14 protein-coding genes and 1 tRNA gene are annotated in these 21,029 nt (G+C 69.1%); 4 read left to right on the top strand and 11 right to left on the bottom strand.

What is annotated here, in order from left to right; translation table 11 throughout:
* Positions 1 to 3: 3 nt before the first annotated feature.
* Entirely contained in the window at positions 4 to 1,188 is a 1,185-nt protein-coding gene (locus tag EJB06_RS01005; protein WP_126072132.1) for a tetratricopeptide repeat protein, read from the bottom strand.
* 114 nt (positions 1,189 to 1,302) lie between these two features.
* On the opposite strand from EJB06_RS01005, the gene EJB06_RS01000 reads away from it, so the two are divergent.
* From EJB06_RS01000 to EJB06_RS00985, 4 genes are all read left to right on the top strand, one after another.
* Complete coding sequence (locus EJB06_RS01000; RefSeq protein ID WP_126072131.1) at positions 1,303 to 1,515, top strand: hypothetical protein; 213 nt, start codon at positions 1,303 to 1,305, stop codon at positions 1,513 to 1,515.
* Positions 1,516 to 1,746: 231 nt separating this feature from the next.
* Entirely contained in the window at positions 1,747 to 3,789 is a 2,043-nt protein-coding gene (fusA, locus tag EJB06_RS00995; protein WP_126072130.1) for an elongation factor G, read from the top strand.
* Between the two features lie 164 nt (positions 3,790 to 3,953).
* Positions 3,954 to 4,028: transfer RNA gene (locus EJB06_RS00990), tRNA-Arg, on the top strand.
* Positions 4,029 to 4,052: 24 nt separating this feature from the next.
* Positions 4,053 to 6,425: a hypothetical protein gene (locus EJB06_RS00985; protein ID WP_126072129.1), complete on the top strand. Its 2,373-nt coding sequence runs from the start codon at positions 4,053 to 4,055 to the stop codon at positions 6,423 to 6,425.
* On the opposite strand, the gene EJB06_RS00980 is transcribed toward EJB06_RS00985, so the two are convergent.
* The 10 genes from EJB06_RS00980 to EJB06_RS00935 form a co-directional block, all read right to left on the bottom strand.
* A complete protein-coding gene (locus tag EJB06_RS00980) occupies positions 6,426 to 6,875 on the bottom strand; it encodes a hypothetical protein (RefSeq protein WP_126072128.1) in 450 nt (149 codons plus the stop codon).
* Between the two features lie 60 nt (positions 6,876 to 6,935).
* Positions 6,936 to 9,119 carry a geranylgeranyl reductase family protein gene (locus EJB06_RS00975; protein ID WP_126072127.1) on the bottom strand — a complete coding sequence of 728 codons (2,184 nt, stop codon included), beginning with the start codon at positions 9,117 to 9,119 and terminating at the stop codon, positions 6,936 to 6,938.
* Positions 9,116 to 10,099, bottom strand: coding sequence for a polyprenyl synthetase family protein (locus EJB06_RS00970; protein ID WP_126072126.1), 984 nt, complete (start codon positions 10,097 to 10,099; stop codon positions 9,116 to 9,118). Before EJB06_RS00970 ends, EJB06_RS00975 begins: the two co-directional genes overlap by 4 nt.
* A gap of 2 nt (positions 10,100 to 10,101) precedes the next feature.
* Entirely contained in the window at positions 10,102 to 10,578 is a 477-nt protein-coding gene (locus tag EJB06_RS00965; RefSeq protein WP_126072125.1) for a hypothetical protein, read from the bottom strand.
* A gap of 25 nt (positions 10,579 to 10,603) precedes the next feature.
* A complete protein-coding gene (locus tag EJB06_RS00960; protein WP_126072124.1) occupies positions 10,604 to 12,025 on the bottom strand; it encodes a S8 family serine peptidase in 1,422 nt (473 codons plus the stop codon).
* Positions 12,026 to 12,043: 18 nt separating this feature from the next.
* On the bottom strand, positions 12,044 to 16,078 hold the full coding sequence (locus EJB06_RS00955; protein WP_126072123.1) for a PKD domain-containing protein: 4,035 nt from the start codon (positions 16,076 to 16,078) through the stop codon (positions 12,044 to 12,046).
* Positions 16,071 to 16,685, bottom strand: coding sequence for a hypothetical protein (locus EJB06_RS00950; RefSeq protein ID WP_126072122.1), 615 nt, complete (start codon positions 16,683 to 16,685; stop codon positions 16,071 to 16,073). The genes EJB06_RS00955 and EJB06_RS00950 overlap by 8 nt, the downstream gene beginning before the upstream one ends.
* 341 nt (positions 16,686 to 17,026) lie before the next feature.
* The gene (locus EJB06_RS00945; protein WP_198420747.1) at positions 17,027 to 18,166 is read right to left on the bottom strand and encodes an AAA family ATPase; all 1,140 of its coding nucleotides are present in this window, start codon (positions 18,164 to 18,166) and stop codon (positions 17,027 to 17,029) included.
* An 8-nt stretch (positions 18,167 to 18,174) separates the two neighbouring features.
* Entirely contained in the window at positions 18,175 to 19,059 is an 885-nt protein-coding gene (locus tag EJB06_RS00940) for an RNA ligase family protein (protein WP_126072120.1), read from the bottom strand.
* Positions 19,060 to 19,349: 290 nt separating this feature from the next.
* Positions 19,350 to 20,732, bottom strand: a complete 1,383-nt coding sequence (locus tag EJB06_RS00935) for a DUF1565 domain-containing protein (RefSeq protein WP_126072119.1) — start codon at positions 20,730 to 20,732, stop codon at positions 19,350 to 19,352.
* Positions 20,733 to 21,029 lie beyond the last annotated feature (297 nt).

Below are 21,029 nucleotides of genomic sequence, written 5' to 3'. Positions count from 1 at the left end.
GGCTCAGGGACGGCCCTTGACCCTGCGGTTGACCAGGTACTCCGCCAGCGGGGCGTCGCTGTCGCACGGGACGTTGGCGTTGTTCGCCGCTTCCTGCAAACGGCTGGCCTGGCCCGGATTGCGGGTGACGCCATCGCCGTGGCGCAACGCCTGTGCGTAGCGGCAGCGCCCCGCCGGATGACCGGCGTCGGCCGCAACCTTGTACAGCTCCACCGCCGCCGTCTTGTTGGCGCGCACGCCCCAGCCCTTGAAAGTCATGTCCGCCAGGTTCACCGTCGCCTGCATATTGCCGCTCTCATGCGCCTGCCTGAACATGCCGACCGCCTTCTTCTGGTCCTTCGGCACGCCTTCGCCGAAACGGTACATGTTGCCGAGGTTGTTGACGGCCGTCGGCTCGCCCTGCTTGGCGGCGCGCTGGTACAGCGCGAGCGCCTTGCGCTTGTCCGCCTTGACACCATAGCCGTTGCCGTAAATTACGCCGAGGTTGTATTGCGCTTCCGCATCGTTGCCGGCGGCCGCCTGTTCCAGCCACTGGCGCGCCTTGGCGAAGTCGCGCTCCTTGCCTTCCTGAAGGTACATCTTGCCCAGCTCGGACTGCGCGGCCACGATCGCCCCCGGGCCGCTGCCCGCCTCCGCAAACAAGCTCATCGCTCCGGCATTGTCTTGCGGCACGCCCGCGCCCCCGGCCAGCGCCACGGCGGCGTTGAAGGCGCAGCGCTTCTCGCCTTGCGCCGCGCACTTGCGCCAATAGGCCAGCGCCTTCGGCACATCCCTGGCCACGCCGTCGCCCTTGTTGTAGCGCTGCGCCAGCTGGACCTGCGCTTCGGCGTAGTTGCCGTCGGCCGCCTTGTGCAGCCAGGCCAGCGCCTTGACCACGTTCGGCGCGCCATTGTCGCCGTCGCTTTCCATGACGCTGATATTGAACTGCGATTCCGCGTAGCCCTGCTCGGCGATGCCCAGCCATTCGGAATACGCCAGCGCCTTGTTCCCCGCCTGATATGCCTTGAACGCGCGTTCGCGGCGCGCTTCGCCTTCCGCCGTCAGTTTTCCGTTGGCGTACAGGCTGCCCGGCGCGGCGCCGCTGGCGCCCGCTGCCGCATCGGCCGTGCCGGTTTCCTGCGTGGCACAGGCGGAGAGCATTAACAGGGCGATCAGGCCGCTCGCGTAGCGGCTGGAGAGGGTGTTCATAGTCAAATTCCTGCTGTATGTAGCTGTGTAGTCGGCAACTCGCGCGCCCGCTGCGCGCCAGTCGAAATAGTCATTGTGCAACAAAGCGGTATTTTTACATCAGTCACCATATAAATGTTGGCTAAATTCAATGTTTTACGCAAAACAGACGGCGAGCGGCGCGTCCGGGCGCCCGAGAGCGCCTTCCGCGTGCCGGAACAACAACAAAATGAACGCTTGACATTTCGCAAACGCGGCCATAAGCTTGCGGCCATGAACTCAATGGACATCCTCTTTTTTACCTTCGCCCTTCCCGGCACGTTGCCTCAACGTCCCGGGCCGCGATAGTGCGCCCTTGATTCGCTCGCCAGAGCATCCATCGACAAAGGCCCACTCGGGCCTTTTTTGTTTTTGCAGCACCGTTTTTTCACACTTAATAGTTTCTCAGGAGCATATATATCATGAAGTCAGCCGACGAAGAACGCGCGCGGGATCACTGAACAAGGGTGGTCGCATGGCTCCCGCGGCGCTTGTCTCAAGACAATCCACGACCGCCCGCCATGTTTAGAAAGCACCATCATGACTGCGACAGTCCTTCGCGCCAACGCGCGCAACTTCGGTATCATTGCCCACATCGACGCCGGCAAAACCACCTTATCCGAACGCATCCTGCTCAAAACCGGCGAGATCCATCGCACCGGCGAAGTCCATGAGGGCACGGCCACCATGGACAGCATGGACCTGGAAAAAGAACGCGGCATCACCATCGGCGCCGCCGCCACCCGCGTCTCCTGGAACGGTCATGCCTTCACGCTGATCGATACGCCCGGCCACATCGACTTCGCCATCGAAGTCGAACGTTCGCTGCGCGTGCTCGACGGCGCCGTGACCGTGCTGTGCGGCGTGGCCGGCATCCAGCCCCAGACCGAAACGGTCTGGCGCCAGGCCCAGAAGCATGGCGTGCCGAGCATCGTCTTCGTCAACAAGATGGATCGCGGCGGGGCCGATTTCGCCCGCGTCGTGGGCCAGGTCGCCTCGCGCCTGGGCGCCGTGGCCGTGCCCCTGGCCATTCCGGTCGGCGCCGGCGACGCCTTTGAAGGCGTGATCGATGTGCTGGGCCAGCGCTTCCTGGCGTGGGATGCGGCCGGCCTGATGACCTCGACCGCCCTGCCCGCGCAGCTGCAGGCGCAGGCAGCGGCGGCCTACGCCCACGCGGCGGCGGTCGCGGCCGATGCCAGCGACGCGCTCACGCTCGCCTTCCTGGCCGACGACACCCTGTCGCCGGCCGATGTGCGCAGCGGCTTGCGCGCCATGACCCTGGCCAGGCGCGCGGTGCCGGTGCTGGCCGGTTCGGCCTACCGCAACGCCGGCATCGAGCCGCTGCTCGACGCCGTCGTCGACTGGCTGCCCGCGCCCGACGAACGCGCCGCGCCGGTGGCGCGTCTGGACGATGCGACGGTGGCAGTCGGCACCGGCGACGCCGATCCGCTGGCGGCGCTGGTGTTCAAGGTGGTGCACGACGACCACGGCTCGCTGTCGTATGTGCGGCTGTACGGCGGCACCCTGCGTGAAGGCGACCTGGTCTGGAACGCCTCGCTCGGCGCGACCGTGCGCGTGGGCCGGCTGTATGTGATCCATGCGGACCGCCGCACCGGCGTGGCCCAGGCGCAGGCGGGCAGTATCATCGCCATCGCCGGCCTGAAAGATGCGCTGACCGGTCACACGCTCTCGACCAGGGCGGCGCCGCTGGTGCTCGAAACCATCCACGCCGGCGAACCGGTGGTGGCGCTGGCGATCGAGCCCGGCAAGGGCGGCGACCGTGCCAAGATGCTGGCCGCGCTCGAGCGCTTCCGGCGCGAGGATCCGTCCTTGCGCCTGGAAAGCGACCCGCTCAGCGGCGAGACGGTGCTGTGGGGCATGGGCGAGCTGCATCTGGACGTGGTGCTGGAACGTGTGCGCCGCGAAACCGGCGTGGACGTGTCCGTCGGCGCGCCCCAGGTGGCCTACCGCGAAACCATCGCCGGGCCGGGGGTGGAGGTGGAAGGCAAAGTGTCGAAGCAAAACGGCGGCAGCGGGCAGTACGCGCGCGTCGTGCTGCGGGTGGAACCCTTCGATGGCGCGTTTGCCTTCGAGAATGCGATCAAGGGCGGCGTCGTGCCTGCGAATTTCATTCCGGCTATCGAAAAAGGCGTGCGGCAGGCGCTGGCGCAAGGTCCTCTCGGCTACCCGGTCACGGGCGTCAGGGTGACCCTGCTCGATGGCGACTACCACAGCGTCGACAGCAACGACATGGCCTTCATGGTCGCGGCCAAGGAAGGCGCCCTGGCCGGGCTGAAGCGAGCGCATCCGCTGATGCTGGAACCGGTCATGACGGTCAGCGTCGACGCGCCGGCGGGAAATGCGGGCGACGTCATCGGCGACCTGCAGCGCCGTGGCGGCAAGGTGCTCGGCATCGAGGAGCAGACCGGCCGGGTGGAAGTGCTTGCGGAGGTTCCGCTGGCGAAGCTGTTCGGTCACACGACCAGCCTGCGTTCGCTGACACAAGGCCGCGCCTTCGCCAGCGCCGTGTATGCAAGGCACGCGCCTCGCATGCAAGCTCGCAGCGAGGCCATGGCTGCATGACGACTTAATCAGGTAAGCACGGGGCCGGAAAGCGATTTCCGGCCCTTTTTTTCGCCCTCGCCTGTCGAAATCCGATTGAGCAATCTTGGCAGAAATGGTAAGGTGATTGTCCGAGCATCGATGTCATCGACGCTGCTGGGCGCCGCGTCCATGCAAAACACACTTCCGGAATAGCTCAATGGTAGAGCGCTTGGCTCCGGTCTGAGCAGGTGCTGGTTCGATTCCAGCTTCCGGACCCAACACTGCTTGTCATTGGATACCACGTGGATAACGACGACGCCGGCATCGGCCGGATCCGGATTGCGCCCGGCTATGCGACGCTTCAACTGGCTGCCGCCCTGCGCGCCGTCGGCGACCATCCCGACCCGCAGGTGCGCGCCCGCGCCGCCGTCAAGGCGCAGCGGTGGGAACAGCTCATGGCCGGCATGTTCACCGGCGCGATCGAGGTCGGTTCGCGCACCCCGCTCTCCGGCGTGCCGGCCTGGGTCACGCCCGATGTCGCCAAGGGCGGCTTCGCCACCGGCGACTTCAAGGCCGGCGGCCCTTTGCTCGAACACGAACTGCGCACCCTCGCCACGGCCGGCATCGCGCCGGCGCCGGACGCGCGCAGCTGGCTCAACGCGCGCCTGCTGAGCGAGGAAGGACTGGCCAGCCTGTACGCCCTGCTCGACGCGGGCTGCTACGAGATCGACGCGCCGGAAGAAGGCGCCCTGCTGGTCGTTGCCTGGCTGACCCGGCACGGCAAGCCTGAGCAGGCGCGCGAGGTGCTGGACGCGATCGCGCCGTGGTTCGCCCGCCTGCGCTTCTATCCGCGGCCGGCCGCGCAGCCGCGCCGCTACGGCGAACAGGTATTCCTCGCGCCGGTGCGTGAGGTGGTGGCCGCACTGCAAAAACGCGCTCGCGCCACCAATCTGCGCATCCTGGCGCAGCGCGCCGCCGTGCGCGTGCGCCTGCCGCTGTACGACCGCGTGGTGCAGCTGTTCCTCGATAGCGTCGACGGCGAAGCACCGTTCATCGACATCGGCGACGACGGCGCATGGCGCGACAGCGCCAGCGGCAAGTTCCGCATCGCCGGCGGCTGGCCGTGCCGCTGCTACCCCGCCGACTGGCGCCGACGGGCGCAAGCCCTGCTGCACGAACCGGAGGCCCGCGCCGCCTCCGCCCGCAAGGGCGATTGCCTGGCGGAGCTGCTCGGCTACCTGCACCTGTGCGTCACCGAACCGGCGCTGCTGATCGGACGCGACGTCGGCCGCATCCGCCTGATCCTGGGGCGCTACGTCAGCAAGCGCGGCTTGCCGGGATCGGCGCAACTGGCTGCGCTGCGCAGCGAACAGGCCAGGCAGGTCGAGGCCACACCCTACCATTTGCTGGCCGGCGTCCTGGCCGAACGCCTGGGTGCCAGTGCGCAGGACGGCGGACTGGAAGACCCGGCGAAATTCGGCGCACCGCTCAGTGCCGCCGAGGCGGACAGCCTCGGCGAAGCCGCCGGCACGCCGATTCCCGCCGTCCTGCTGGACAAGCTCGATCGCTGCGGCATCGAGACGGTGTCCGTGCTGGTCGAGCGCGGCGTCATCGCCTCGGCCGAAGTGCTGGCCGAAGTGCTGCCGCAATTGAGCGCCGCGATCAACGGCGCCGCGCTGGCCGAGCCCTCGCTCAAGCAGTTGTACGGCGCGCTGTACCACGCTTTCCGGCGCCGCCGCTCGCTGCTGCTGCAAAACCTGGAAAGCCAGGTGCGCATCGGTGAATTGCCATGGGTTGCCGCAGTCAATGCCCAACGCCAGCAAGGACTGGCGCCGCGCGCGCTGGCGCGCCGCACGCTCGACGAACTCGCGCTGCTGGCACTGACCTCGTTCCCGCAGACGGCCATTCCCAATCCGCTGATTAACGAACTGGGCACCCTGGCCGGCAACGCGGGGCTGGACCTGCCGCTGGCCGAGGAACTGGCGGCCGATATTTTCATGGGGGTATTCGCGCACAAATTCACCCTTGTCGCGGCGCACGCGACAAGCATGCTGGACGACAGCCTGTACAGCCGCTATTACGGCATCGATGCCGCCGTGCGCGAGCAGTTGCGCGAACTGGCGCGCGAGCGCGTCGCCAAGGACGGCGCGCAGCCGGGTGTGCGCAGCCTGACCGCCCTGTGCGAAGCGCGCGCGGGCGTGCGCTGCGGCTACGGCTCGGTGCGCGACAACGCCATGATTATCGAGCAGCAGCAGATCCTCACCACGCACAACCTGGCGGCCCTGGTGGCCAGGCTCGATCTGGACGGCGAACTGCGGCCGCACTACGAGCGCATGGCGCAGCAGTGCTTCGCGTGGATGTGCGCGAACCAGCAGAACGCGCTCGACACGTGGCCGGGCAATCTGCGCGCGATCAGGCACGCCGCTTACGCCTGGCGCCAGATGATGTTCTTCCTGTCGATGACGCCGGCCGCATCGCAGGCGCAGTTCATCGCATGGGACCAGGCGCACCTGGCGCAGGCGTCGCCCCGCTTGCAGCAGCGCCTCGCCCCCGCGCTGGCCGGACTGGCACTGGCGGCGGCCGGCCATTCGCTCGACGAGCGCGCCAGCCTTTCCGGCGGCGCGCGCCGGCTGCTGGCCTATGCCAAGGGAGAGCACTGGATGGCGCTGGCCTGATCACCCCTGCTTGATCCTGGCCTTGACGACCTCGATGCGTTCGAAACCGGCCGGCGGCCAGTGCGGCTGCGCATACGCGAGCGACTGGACCTTGCGTACGAAGCGCCAGAACGGCAGCAGCACCTGCGCGCGGCTGCCGCTCGCCTGCGCCACCGTCTGCGCCCGCGCAGCGTCGCTGTCGTGAGCGAAGTCGATGCGGAAGTGGACCGCGCCGCCCTGCGGCGTGAAGTACATGAAGTAGCCGTCCGGTTCCAGGTGCCACCACACCCGTGACGGCGTGCCGTGGGCAGCCAGGTCGATCGCCTCGAGCAGGTCGGCGACCGGGTTGTTCGGCACATCCGACGCATCGATCTCCACCACCTGCGCGCCGACGCTCAGCGTCACGGCCATCCAGCCGTGCCTGGGCGGCTGGTGGCTGATCTTGATCGGCGCTGTCGCGCTGTCCGTCATGAGGCAATAATCCGTTCGAAAAACGCCATCATCGCCGCCGCGCTCCGTCGCGTCAACTCCCTACGCGGTGTCGCGCCAGCGCTCCAGGCCATGGCGCAGCAGCGCATGCAGCGGGGCCGCCGCCGATGCTGCGGGCAGGCGCCGCAGCGCGGCCCCGGCGTCCTGCGCATGGCGCGCCATCTCCCCGGCCATGGCCGCCCGCACCGCCGGCAGCGCAACCAGTGCCGCCAGCACGGCGCGGTCCGGCGGATCGGCATTCAGGGCGGCCTGCACGGGAGCCGGCTGGCAGCTTGCGGCATACAGCAGCGGCAGGCCGGCCACGCGGCGGGTCAGGTCGCTGGCCAGCACCGCCATGGCCTGCGGCGCACGCTCGGTAAAGGCGAGCATCTCTTCGCCGCAGGCGAACAACAGGCCCAGTGCGCGGCCATACTCGCCCAGCGCCTGCGCCACGCCGGGCGCCGCGCCGGCAACCGCCGCCCCCATCGTCAAGGGCAGGATGAACAGCGGCGCGATGCGGTCGGCCAGCTGCGACCGGGCCACGTCGGGAGACAGGTCGACGCGCCCGGCGGTGGACAACTGGGCCAGGCAGCCCCGGCAACTTGTTTCGAGCGCGCCCATGATGGCGTCGGCGTGGATCGCGTCGTCCGGATCGGCCTGGCACAGCGCATGCGAGAACAGGAAGTCGCCGAGCAGCAGGGCAAATTTGTTGCTCCAGTTATCGCGCGCCCCGGACAGGTCTTCCTCGACGCCGGACTGGGCCATCAAGCCGAGGTAGGCCAGGTCGAGCGCCACGCCCAGGCGCCGCAAGGGCCGCGCGTCGGCCGCGCCGAAGCGGGCCGCCAGCAGCATCAGCAGCGAGGGCCGGAACACGATCCCGCGCGCAGCGCCGCGCGCGCTGTCGAGGCGGCCGAGGAAGGGCCAGTCGCGCCGCACCACCGCCACCAGCGCCGCGCCGATATCGATCAGCTGGCGGCGCAGCAGCGGGTCGCCGCGTCCCACCACCGGGCCCAGGTCGTCCATCAGCGCGCTGTCGCCGGCGCCGCTACCCGCTCCCTCGGGCAGCAAGGCGGCGCGGCGCAGCAGTCCGAACAGGGGACGTTCGCTGTCGAAACTGCTGTCGAGCACCTTCCAGAACAGCAGATGGCGGCGCGCCGAGTGCCGCCCGAGTTCGAAGTAGCCGGCGAAGTGGTGCGCCATCAACATGCGGTAATCGTCTTCGACGTCCGGCCGGCGCGGCGCGGCGCGCAGTGCGCGATCGATGGTGCGCGCGGCCAGCCGTCCCGATTCGAGGCCGTAGCTGATGCCCTCGCCCGTGAAGGGGCTGGTGAGCCCGGCGGCGTCGCCGACCAGCAGCAGGCCGGGCGCGGCGCAGCGCTCGGGCGCGAAATCGAAGCGCAGCGGCGCCCCCAGCAGGGGCGCGCTGTCGCGGGCATCGGCAAAGCGCGGGTCGCTGGCGCGCAGCGTGGCCCAGAAGCGGGTCGACAGGCGGCGCACGTCGTCGAGCGGAGTGCGGCCCATGATGCCGACGCCGACATTGGCGCTGGTGGCGCTTGTCGGAAAAATCCAGCCGTAGGCGGGCAGCAGGTAGTCGCCGCTGGCGTCGGCCAGCGGCAGGTGGATTTCCTGGCAGGGATCGAGGCCGCGCAGGCCCTCGCAGTAGCCGCGCAAGGCAAAGCCGAGCTGGCCCGCCTGTCCGCCGAGTCCCATGCCGGCGGCCAGGCGCGAATTGGCGCCGTCCGCCGCGACCACCACCTCGGCATCGAGGCGCAGCGCGCGCGGCCCGTGTTCGCAGTCGACCAGTACGCCCAGCGCCCGCCCCGCCTCGCGCACCAGTTCCCGCACCTGGATGCCTTCGGCCAGCACGGCGCCGGCCGCGACGGCGGCCTGGCACACCAGCTGGTCGAGCCGCATGCGCGGCACCACCAGCCCGTAGTCGTAACGGCCGGGGACCCCGTCGTAGCCAAAATCGCGCTGCCGCAGCGGCGGACCGCGATGCACCACGCGCACGCGCGCGATGCGCCCGTATCCGTCCAGTTGGGCCAGCACGCCCATCTCGTCGAGCAGTTCGAGGCAGCGCGGGGTCAGTCCGTCGCCGCAGCTCTTGTCGCGCGGGAAGTGGTGGCGCTCCAGCAGCAGCACGCGGCGCCCGGCGCGCGCCAGGTGCCAGGCGCAGGCGCTGCCGGCCGGGCCGGCGCCGACCACGATGGCGTCCCAGCCGGACGTGGCGAAGAGCGCGGCCGTCATGCCTGGCGCGCCACGGACAGCGCCGCCAGCGCGGCCAGCGAACTGCGCACCGGTCCCTGCGCCAGTGCGCCCAGCGCGGCGCCGGCTTGCGCCGCCAGCGCGGCGGCCCGGCGCCGCACCGGGGCCACGCCGCTTGCCAGCACGATCGCCTGTACCCTGGCCAGGTCGGCCTCGTCGGGCGCGCGCTTGTGCAGGATCAGGCGCAGGGCCTGGGCCTCGCTGCCTGGGGCGGCCAGCGCCGTCAGCAGCGGCAGGTTGTAGACGCCGCCGCGCAGGTCGGCGCCGGTGGCCTTGCCCAGCGTGGCGGCGGCGCCGGTCCAGTCGAGCAGGTCGTCGGCCAGCTGGAACGCCAGCCCCAGGCTGGCCGCATACGAGGCCAGCGCCGCGCATTCGGGCGCGCTGCGTCCGCCCAGGGTGGCGCCGAGTTCGGCGGCCAGCATGAACAGGGTGGCGGTCTTGTCGTGCAGGATGGTCAGGTGCTCGTCCACGCCCAGCTCCAGGTTATAGGCGTTCTCCGCCTCGCGCAATTGTCCGGCGCACAGGGCGGCGGCGGTGCGCGCCGCCGCCGGCGCCGCAGCCGGTCCGGCCGGACGCAGCAATTGCTGGGCGCGGGCGAACAGCCAGGTGCCGGCCAGCGCGGCCGCGCCATTGCCCCAGCGGCTGTGGGCGCTGGCGGCGCCGCGCCGGGTCGGGCTGCGGTCCATGACGTCGTCGTGGTAGAGCGAGGCCACGTGGATCAGCTCGACGGCGGCGGCGGCGTCCAGCGCGGTGGCGTCGGCCGGCCGCGCGGCCAGCGCGTCGCCGCGCGCCAGCAGCAGCAAGGCCGGGCGCAGGCGCTTGCCGCCACCGGCCAGCAGGTGGCGGGTCAGTGCCGCCATGCGCGGATCGTCGCCGCCGGCGCACCCCATCAGCAGGGGCCCCAGGCGCGCGAGATCGGCGCCGACGGCGTCGCAGGCCAGCCAGCTGGCAGGGGCCGCCACGGTCAGCCGTGCGCGCCGCCGGTGGCGGACAGGCTCAGCGCGCGAAACTCCTTGAGCACCGATTGCAGCTGTTGCGAACGCAGCGCGGTATCGGTGTACTTGACCATCAGGCCGTAGGCGCGGTGCAGGTCGTCGGATTCGGCGCGCACCACCAGGTCGCCCGAGTGAAAGGCTTCGATCGGCGTCATGCGGCCCTCGGACAGCGCCAGGATGGTTTCCGGGTAGAGCGCCGCGCGCCCGACCAGCCGGGCAGGCTTGTCCGGGGCGCGCTCGGCAATCGCCGCTTCGCCGCCGCTGACCGTCAGGATCACCGAACCGAGCCCGAAGATGCCGATCACGGCGCTGCTGTTGTCGTACTCCCTGACCAGCTGCGCATAGGCTTCCTGGGAATCGTTGCGGAACGCGGCCAGCGCGCGGCGCGCGATATCGGCCAGTTGGCACTGACCTTCGGGTGTCTGTTTCAACCAGTTCTCATCCATGATGTTTCTCCTGTGATGGCGTGATTTATACGGCGCTGACGGCGGCGAAGGCGTCGACCCGGCCGGCGCCCGCTTCGTCGGCGGTGCCGCCGATGGCGACCGCGGTGTCCATGAGAACGGCCTTGACCTGGGCCGGGGTCAGGTTGGGATTGCGCTCAAGCATTAACGCCGCCACCCCGCTGACATGCGGGGTCGACATGCTGGTGCCGCTGGCCTGGGACCAGATCTCGTCGACCACCGGCGCCGCGCCGCCCATGTCGCTGCCGATCGAGGAGCGCGCCGAGACAATGTCGACGCCGGGCGCGACCAGGTCCGGCTTGGCGCGGCCGTCGGCGGCCGGCCCGATGCTCGAGCTGCCGTACAGGCCGTCGCTCTTGTCGCTGCCGCCGACCGTGATCGCATCGGTGGCGTGGCCGGGGCAGCGGATATGCGTGTCGTAGGTGTCGCAGCTGTCGTTGTTCTCGTTGCCGGCGGCGACGACCACGATCTGGCCGGCGGCGACGGCGGCGTTGGCGGCCGTGCACAGCACGCAGCTGCCGTCGGCACAGGTCCAGAGCCCGTTCCGATGGCTGAATCCCCAGCTGTTGCTGCTCACGGCGATGCCGTCCGTGACCGACTGCTGCATCCCCGCGATACAGTTGCTGGCGTTGCCGGAACCGTTGGCGTCGAGGATCTTGTAGTCGCTCACCAGGGCGCGCGGGGCCACGCCGCGCCGCGTGCCGTCGGTGCTGGCCACCACGCCGGCGCAATGGGTGCCATGCCCGAGCAGGTCGCCCACGCCGGTGCCGGTGAAGTCGAACTGGCTGCCCATGACCGGCGCCAGCGCCGGGTGGGTGAAGTCGACCCCGGAGTCGAGCACGCCCACGCGCACCCCGCCGCCGGCGATGCCGAGGGTGTTTTCGACCTGGTCGGCGCGGATCAGGGGGCGGCTGGCGTCGAGCGCGATCGCGATCATCGGTTTATCGTGCGCCACGCCGACCACGTCGGCCCGCTGCGCCAGCTCGACCACGGTGGCGCCATCGGCGTCGAGCGCCAGGCTGCGGGTCAGCCACAGCACGCGGCGCACGCTCACGCCCTCGCACCGCTCCAGGGCCGGGCGCAAGCGTTCGAGCGCGCGCAGTCCGCTGCGCCGTATCAGGCTGGCCTTGAGCAGGCTGGCGCGCGAGCCGGGCGCCGCCTGCGGCGCGCTGCCCGGCGCCGCCTGGCGCATGGTCACGATGACCTTGTAGCGGCGCGCGGGCGGCGCACTCGCGTGCCACAGCCGGCTCAGCGCCCGTTCGCGCAGCGCCAGGCCGAGGTCGCGCTCGGTCACGCGGTCCAGCTTGGCGACAATGTCGCTGTCATAGGCCTGGCGCAAGGCGGCCTTGCGCTCGCGGTCGCGCTCCTTGAAGCGCCGGTACACGCGATGGCTGACATCCTCCGGCTTGCCTTTGATTTCGGTATCCATCGACTGCTCTCCTTGTCGTCAAATCAGCTTTTGCTCGGCATCGCGCGCGATGCGCGTGACGAGGTCCTCGGCCGCCAGTTGCTCCAGCGCCGCGCGCGGCAGGCGCGCCGCCACGGCATTCGCGATCCAGAGCGGACGCACGCGCTCGGCCCCGAGTGCCGCAAGGCGCGCCAGCAAGGGCGCGGCCGCCGCCTCGAAGCGCGCCTGCGCCTGCGCCGCCAGGCCGGCCTGGCCGATGGCCGGGCCGCCCTGCGCGATGGCGGGGTTGGCGATACTGACGATTACATCGACCAGCTCGCTTTCTTGCCCGGGCAGCGGATGCAGCGCCGGGTCGATCTTCGGGTGCGGGTTGTCGCTCATGGTCCTCTCCTCGCGCGGGGCGCCGCCTCCCTGCCCCGCTTGTATGTCGCGTTCGATACAGATGTCGATCAGCATGGCCTCTTGCGCGATCAGCTGCACGCCGGCCAGCGCGCTTCCCGTCAATTCGACGGTGATCGCGCCGGTGGAAGATGTGGCATCGATGCTGCCGGCCGCGCTGCCGTCAGGGTGCAAGCCCTTCATCTGCGCCGGCTTGCCGCCGAAGCCGATCAGCCGCGCGACGACGCGCGAGGCCGGGTACGGGAAGCGCACCAGCACGCCCGCCGGGGTCAGCACCAGGGCGGTCTGGCCGGCCGCGATGCCCAGCTGGACAATCCCGCTGCCCGCCCCCGGCAAGAACTGCATGCCCTTGACCAGCAGCGACTGCACCCGGCCGGGCTGGATGCGCGCGAAGTCGACGCACAGCCGTTCGCGCCCGGGTGGCGTCGTCGGCGGCGCCGGGCACAGGTCCTGCATCGCGACGAACGCGACGTCGTCGAGATAGCCGGCAGCGCGCGGACGTTCGGATTCGACATCGATGAACACCGTGACCGCGCGCTGCGGCCCGGCCGCCGCCACCACGCTGGTGCACAGGCTTACCCAGGCGTCGGCCGCATGCGCCGGAACCCAGCGGATCGCCGCCGCCAGCGGATCGGCGCCGCCGTCCGGGTCGAGCCCGAGCCAGGCCGTCACGCCCGGTTCGAGGAAGGCGAACACGCTGACCTGGTAGGTCCAGCGCGGATTCGCGCCCAGCCGCTGGTACAGGCCGGCACGGGTGCGCGGCGCCGGGACGATGCGCTGCGCGCGCTGGCCGCCGTGCACCACGCATTGCTCGCAGTCGTACTCGGCCGGCCCGCTCGCAACACGGGCGCCGGTCATCGCAGCGGCGTAGCGCGATGGCGCCGTGTAGGGCGTCCAGGCGTTGCCGACCTTGTTCGTCCCTATCGTCCTGAAGCCCTGTTCGAAGCCGGGATTGGCGATCGCGGTCACTTCAACCCGGACCCGGTCGCTGCCGGCCGCGCCGTCATCGTCGGTGACCGTGGCGACCGCCTCGAACGCGCCGCAGCAGGCATAGATATGGGCGGCGCTGGCCGTGCCCAGGCCCGCTGGCGGCGCATTCGTCTCGACCACGATCGCGCTCAGCGCGGGACTGCAATCGCCGAAATCCCAGCGCGCCGTGTGCGTGTCGCACCAGCCGGGGTCCTTGAAGCGGGCCGTCAGCAGGATCGGCGTGCACAGGTAGGCGTACAGGTCGGGGCCGGCGTCGACAACCGGCGCGACGTTCAGCACCGTCACCGACAGGGTGTCCTGGGCGATGCCGCCGTTCTGGTCGCGCACGGTGAAGGTGACCGTAAACTTGCCGTTGTCGCACCAGGCGTGGGTGACGGTGGAGGTGCCCACCGCTTGCGGCGGCAGGTGCGATGCGCTGACCGTGCCCGGCTGCGGCGCCTGGTGGTCGCCGAAGCTCCACGAGGTTTCGTGGGTGTCCAGGTATTCGACGTCGCGGAAGCGCCCGACCAGGGTCACCAGTTCGCCTTCCTTGACCGTGATGTCGGGGCCGGCGTCGACGGTGGGCGCCACGTTGCGCACGTTGACGGCGGCGAAGTGGCGCGTCAGCACCCCGCCCGGCTGCTGCATCAGCAGGCTGTGCTTGGCGACATACATGCCGCTTGCCGTGTAGCTGTGGCTGATATCGCGCGCCAGCCGCAGCGGGCTGCCGTCGCCCGGCAACCAGCTGTAGGCGGCGTCCGGGTGGGTGCGGCGCGCCGTCATGACCAGCGCCGCCGCCGCCGATGCGCTGTAGCTGCCGCCGCTGTCGGCAAAGGCGATCGCGGTGTTTTCGCAGGAACTGATCACCTCGACCGTGCCGGCGATCAGCAAGCCGCTGGTGTCCACCAGCACCGGGTTATTGAAGCGGGTGCTGACGAAGCCGATGCGCGAGAGCCGCTCGGGCCAGCCTCCCAGCCCGATGACCTTGCCGCTGATCTCGTCGGTGACGAGCGAGCCGCCGACCGCCTGCGCCACATTGCTGATTACCGCCTGCACGATGGCCAGAATGATGAGGGCGATCACGCCGCCGGCCAGTCCGCCCGTAAACAGGCCGATCAGCAGGCCGATCACCCACAGGGCCACCGATTCTTCCGGATCGATATCGGGGTCGCCCTGCGGCACGTCGCGCAGGCGCTGCTTACCGTCGGGCAGGTCTTCCCAGGCCAGGCCGGTATCGGCGCGGAAGGTGGCGTCCACATCGATGCTGCCGAGGACGGCGTCGATCACCGTCACCTCGCCGCTGGTGCGGATCGCACTGTCGACCAGGAACACGTCGAGCGACTTGAGGTCGACGTCGTGGCCGTCGGCCGACATGCGCTTGGGCAGGTCGGCGTTGCTCAGGGCATTTTCTTCGCGCGCATTGGCGATCGCGGCCTCGACCCGGCCGCGGCTCAGTTGAATCGCGAATTCCTGCATGGCCGGCATGAAATCGGCGATCGCGTTGAGGTCGGCGCCCTCGCCCGCGTTGATGGCAATCACCAGCGCGGCCGGCAGCACGCGCGTGGCGACGTCGCGGATGGTCAGCTCGACCTCGGGCGCATCGGTCGGGGTCCAGACCGACAGGCGCCCGCGCCGTTCCAGTTCGGCATGGAAGAAGCGGGCAATCGCGCCTTCGATCTCGGCCACGGTCGGCACCGCCACTTCGCGCACGCCCATCTGGGCCACCATCGCTTCGCCCTGCTTGCGGATTTCGCTCTGCAGCAAGGTATCGATGTTCAGGCCGCCCAACGGCAATCCCAGCAGGGCGGTCTTGTTGGCGCTGTAGTTGGGCCCTTCGACGCCGTGCACCGGGCCGGCCGGCGCGATGGCGTCGACCGCCACCGTGGCCAGGTCGAAGCGGGCCCGCAGCAGCCCGGCCGGCTGTTCCAGCGGGGCGGTAATCACGATCCGGGTGTCGATCCCCATCGGCTGCAGCAGCGTGACGAAGCCGGCGCCAGGGCCGGACTTGCGGATGTTGTGCAGGCGCAGGTAGATCGGGATGCTGATCGCGATCGCGCCCGCGCTCGGCCCGGTGACCACGATTTCGCGGGCCGGGTTGCCGACCTCGTCGTAGAGCTCGGCGTAGCTGTCGATCAAAACCTGCGCCACGGTAAAATTCCAGCTGAGGTCGGTTTTGGTGACGCTGTGCGGAAATGCGCTGCCGTCGTCCTCGTACATCTTATGGGCATATTCGCGCAGCAAGGCGTTGACCTTCCCGGCCAGCGGATCGCCACTGGTCAGGACGGCTGTGACCTTATCGATGGGCAAGTCGTCGAGAACCAGGAACACGCCGAGCTCGCCCGCCGGTACGCGGATCGGCACGCGCGCGCTCACCTGCGCCGTCATGTCGAGCAGCGCCAGGGATGGCAGCGGCGGATCCTTCAGCTCGACCTGGATGTCCAGGCCGAAGCCGAGCGCGGCGCCGTCGATGTCCGGCGCCATCGCCGCGCTCAACTGGTCTTGCGGCAACTGCACCTGGCCGTCGCGCACCACGTAGCCGCCGAGCGAGATATTGTCGCCTTCGTCGATGTCGATATTTTCGGGAATGCGCCCCTCGTCGCCAGGCGCCACCGGGCAGGCGGCCGACTTCCAGGCGCCGCGCAAGGCCTTGGTCAGCAAGGCCGCGGTGGCCTCGACCACCAGCTCGAATCCATGTGTATCAGCCATGATCGTTCTCCCCGCCGCTGCGGGCACGCTGGGCCGGCTTGCCGGAGATGGCCTCGATCGGCAGGCTCAGCTTGCCGGAGCGCACGTCCCGGTACTGGTCGTGCGTGGCGAAGCGCAGTGCGTGCCGTTCGATATCGCGCAGGCCCAGCAAGGCGGGCAGCGCGGGATGGGCATCGGCCAGTGCTTCCAGCGGGTCCGGGCCAGCACCGCGCGGGAGATCGAGGTCGCACGGTATGCGCGCGTCGGCGATGTCCAGGGTCTCGCGCAGCAGGCGGCGCACCTGGGCGGACGAGAGCAGGTCGGCATCCTCGATGGCAAAGTCGGGCACCAGTCTGGCAAAGTCGGCCCGCAGCGCGTCCAGGCGCACCAGCTGGCGTTTGGTGTAGCGGCTGCGGCGCTCGATCTCGCGGCGCACCGGCGGCGCCAGGCGATAGCCGAGCTCTTCGAGCGCCAGCAAGGGATTGACCGCCGCCGCCAGGGCCAGGCGCCGATCCGAATTGATGCGCTCAAGCAGCGCCATGATTTGTTCTTGTAGTTGGGCGATATCGGCGATCTCGGTCGGCGGATCGCCGCGCTGGGGGCCGTCGCCACGGGTGTTGGCAGTCATGGGTACTCTCCGATGCTGGCGTTATATGCGTTTCAGAAGGAACGAACCATCGAACAAACAGCTCAATTGAATGTACTCCCTGGCGCTCGCGCGCTTGCGCATTTCGGCACATCTGTTGATCTGCACAGGTCCTCGCGCAGGACGCGCTGTTTAACGGCGGCATGACTTGCTGTGCAGGAAAGGCAGGTCGAGTGTGCGCCGGAAGCGGCGGGCAACCAACTTTTTTTCGATGCGCGGTGGGCCGCCGTCGGCATTAAAACAACTTTTCCAACAATGCCGAGGCCGCTATGGGACAAATTGGCGGCCGTACATATATCAATCTCCCGGCCGCGCGTCGCTTGCTACATGAGGGGATACGCGACCGCATGCGCCTCGGTCGGCAAGGGCACTTCCCACTTGAACAGCATGCGCTCGATCGCCTTGTTCGGCAGGCTGGTGTCGCGCTCGGTGTTGCGCTTGAAGATGACGTTCGGCGGCTGTTCCAGGTACACCAGCTCGACCTCGGCATGGTAGGCATACAGCAGGTCCAGCGTCTTCTTGCGCATCTGCGCGCTCAGGTGGGTGGTGTTCCACACGAACGGCGCCTTATCGCGCAGCATCTCCTTGGCGAAATCGACCGCCCGGTGCGCCACCGCGCCTTCATTCGCGCCGTGGCGCAGTCCCAGCTCTTCGCGCGCGTCGTCGATCGACACCACCGGCAGGCGCGCGCGGTTGGCCGCGACCCAGTGGTTCTTGCCCGATGCCGGCAGGCCGGACATCACGGTCACGCGCGAACCGGGATGCTGGTGATGCGCGAAACCGGGCGCGATGCTCGCCCCGCGCATGTAGGCGACGCGGGTATGCGCATCGGCGAAGGCCTTGGGCGTGCCGTAGCAGCCTTCCTCGCGCGCCAACTCGCGAAACAGCGCGATGTCGACCAGGCAGTCGTCCTTTTTTTCGTACCAGCGCCCTTCCATGTCGGCCTGCGCCACCGCCGACAGCAGGCGCAGGTCGAGTTCGTGCGACAGTTTGCGGATCAAAAATTCGGCCGGCTGGCCGTTCTTGTTCCCGCCCAGCGCGAAGAACGGCAGCTGGTGCACGGTGATGATGCGGCAGAGATGTTCGCGCAGCGCGAACGGCACGCCCGCGTGCCAGCACAGGATGCGCGCATCGACCGCGCCGCGCCGCGAGTGGCCCGGCTGGCCGATGCGCCCGGAGTCGGGATCGACGACCGTGGTGGCCGGCTTGGCGATATCGTGCAGCAGCGCCGCATAGAACAGGATGAAGCGGTCCTCGTCGCTGCCGTCGATGTACTCGGCGCCGCGCATCAGCGCCTCGATCACCATGCGCGTGTGAATCCAGACGTCGCCTTCGGCGTGGTAGTACGGGTCCTGCGGCGTCGTGGCCAGCAGGGCCAGCGCCGGAATCGCGTGCAGGAACCAGGCCCAGTCGGGCGCCTCGCCGGGTGCCGGCACGTGCGCGGCCATGGCCTTGTAAGTCAGTTTGTCCATCATTCGGCTCCTTCGGCGGCCAGGCCCAGGTCTTCCCATGTCGTGGTCAGGCGCGGTGCGTAGATATCGACCCCGGGCGCCAGCTGGTTCGGCACGTAGGGCTGCTGCGAGTGGTGCATCTTCGAGTCCAGGATCGCCTGCACGAAGTCGCTGCGCACCCATTTGTAGCGCGCCGTGACCACGCCGTCTTGCTCGACCTTGATGTACAGGCCTTCGGCCAGGTCGGACTTGTCGGCCTGGGCCCAGCACTTGGCCAGGTCCAGTCCTTCGCGTTCGACGGTCGCTTCGAAGTCCTGGCGCCAGCGCGCGGTCTTGGCCAGCGAAAAGCGGATGCAGGCTTTCAGGTCGGCCAGGCGCGGCGGCGCGATTCCCGCGTACAGCACCGGCACCGGCAGCACCGGCGCCTCGCCCAGCAGGACGGCGCGCGCGGCGGTCGACAGGAACACCTGCCTGTCGCGGTCGTAGATGTCGAACTCGCAGAACAGGTGCGGCAGGTGGTTGTAGAAGACGCTGTGCTTCTTGCCCAGCCACTCGCCGTACATGACGTAGCGCTCGCCCAGGCGCTCGAGCAGCGCGCTCTCGTGGGCGGCGGCCCAGCGCTTGAAGATGCTGAACTGGCGTTCGCGTCCGCCGCCGGCGAGGTAGTGGCCACGGCTTTGCAGCAGCAGTTCGCCGCCTTCGGAAAAGCTCACGCCCGCATTCGCGCCGTCGAGCTTTTCTTCGACCACGATGTGGCGCCCGGCCAGCGCGGCGTAGGGCGCGCGCGTGTCGTAGCGCTTGCCCGGTTTGTCGAAACCGTTATCGCCCTGCTGCAGCTGCGAGCCTTCCAGATGGCGGGTGGACGGGTATTTTTGTAATTCCAGATGTTGAACGAAGTTCGTCATGATGCGCTCCATGGTGTAGATCGGAGCTGACGACAAAGGGAGAACTACGCCACGACGCACAGGTCGTGGAAAAGCGGCATGCACAGCCTGCCGGGCGCTGGTGAAAGCGACACCCCGGGCAGGTCAATCCGATATCGTCAGCAGATAGATTGGCTGTGTACAGGCACGTCAGGTTCTCGATTCAGTAGTGGGTTCTCTTGCGAAGGCACGCAGTCTAACCCGGCTTTTGCAAGGATGTAAAGAAAAATGTGGAACACGCGGCACCGGCCGGCGCCGCGTGTTCCCAGTGCTCAGTGTTGATACGCGCCGATGTCGTAGCCCGAAAACACATTGCGCGGACGGCCATTGAAATCGGTCGCGGCGGCATGCTGCGGCGTGGCCCGGCCGATCGCCGGCGAGCTGGCGCTCAGGCTCAAGTCCGGCAGGTCCGCCTGCGTGTCGCCCGCGAACAGCGGCGCCGAGCTGACCGTGCCGCTGTGCGTCAGGCCGTTTTTCAGGCGCCAGTCGTAGGTGGTGTTTTTGTAGACCAGGTTATTCCGGTAGCTGTTGTTGGGCCCTGTGCGGCCCTGCTCCGAAATGCCCATCCTGTTGTCGTAGACGATATTGTTGTACACCGCCGTGCGGTCGTTGGGACCGGAAGCGTGATAGAAGTCGCCGCCGCCGACCACGATGCCGGTGTTCGATCCGGTCACGGTATTGTTGGCGACGATGACGTCGCGCGCGTCGTGCCACAGGTGGATGCCCGCTTCGGCCACGCGGTACACCACGTTGTTCTTCACGCTGCCCGAGGTGCTCACGTAGATTCCCTGCATGAAGCGGCAGCCGGCCGGCCCGATGTCGTGGACCAGGTTGGCGATGACGTGCGACTGCACGCCGCGATAGTAGCTGTCCACGCCGATGCCGGCGCCGCCGCTGCTGTTGCAGGGGGCTTCGCGCGCGATGTGGTGCACGTGGTTGCTGCGGATGCTGTCGTGCGAGCCGCCGTTGTAGATGCCGCCGGTCCAGCGCGTGCCGCCGCGATGGTCGCTGCCGTCGATGTCGAAACCGACGATGTCGACATGGTCGCCGCGGTTGTCCCACGCGCTCTTGCTGGCCGAGCGGGCCGGCGGCACGATGCGCGCGCCCCAGCGTTCGGTGGAGACGAAGGCGATGCGCGCGTCGGCGCGGCCGCTGGCGGTGGTCCGGATGCCGCCGCTGTAGGTGCCCGGCGCAACGTACACGGTCACACCCGGCGCCACCGCGCGCGCGGCCCGCGCCAGCGTGCGGAAGGGCAGCGCGGCCGTGCCGGGATTGTCGTCCGCCCCCTGCGGCGACACGTACAGCGCGCGGTCCGGCCTGACGGCGGCGCGCGCCTGCTGCTCGTCACCCGAGGCGGCCGCGTAGACGGGCGGCGCGAACGACTCCGGCGCAACATCATGCACCTGGGCGGCCGGCGCGGCTACCGGCGCGGCACCCGGCGCGGCATCCGGTCCGCCGGCGCCGGCCTGCTCGTCGTCGGCCGCCGGGTCGGGCGGCCTGGCTTGCTGCGGCACCGTGGCGCCGGCGGCGGTCTGCGCCTGGGCCGGCGCGCGCTCGCCGTCCCCGCCGCCGCAGGCAGCCAGTAACAACGTAAAAGTGCTGCAGGCAAGTGTCACGGCGCGATACTCCCAATCGATCAAGCTCATCTTACTCATGCCGGGTTCCTCTTCCAAAAGCGTGAATGGCCTGGTTTGAGGCCAATCAAGCGCCAAGGTTCCGCTTGTCGTGCAGCTTTCTTTCAATGATGCCAATTGGAAATTTCGACAGCGGCGGCGCGCCCTGCTTGCCGTTCCGGCATCGTTTTGGATTATCGCAACACCTTAGACCTCAAACCGGCGCGCAACATTGCCAAACAAATACGGCTGGAGTGCGGCGAATAGACAGTGTCCGGACAAGTGCGTATGCTTTCAGGAAAGGCGGGCCCGTCCCCGGGGACGCCGCGGCATCCGATT

Source organism: Massilia atriviolacea (assembly GCF_003953935.1).
Taxonomy (GTDB): Bacteria; Pseudomonadota; Gammaproteobacteria; order Burkholderiales; family Burkholderiaceae_D; genus Telluria_A; species Telluria_A atriviolacea.
This window is presented reverse-complemented; position numbering and strand designations above follow the sequence as displayed.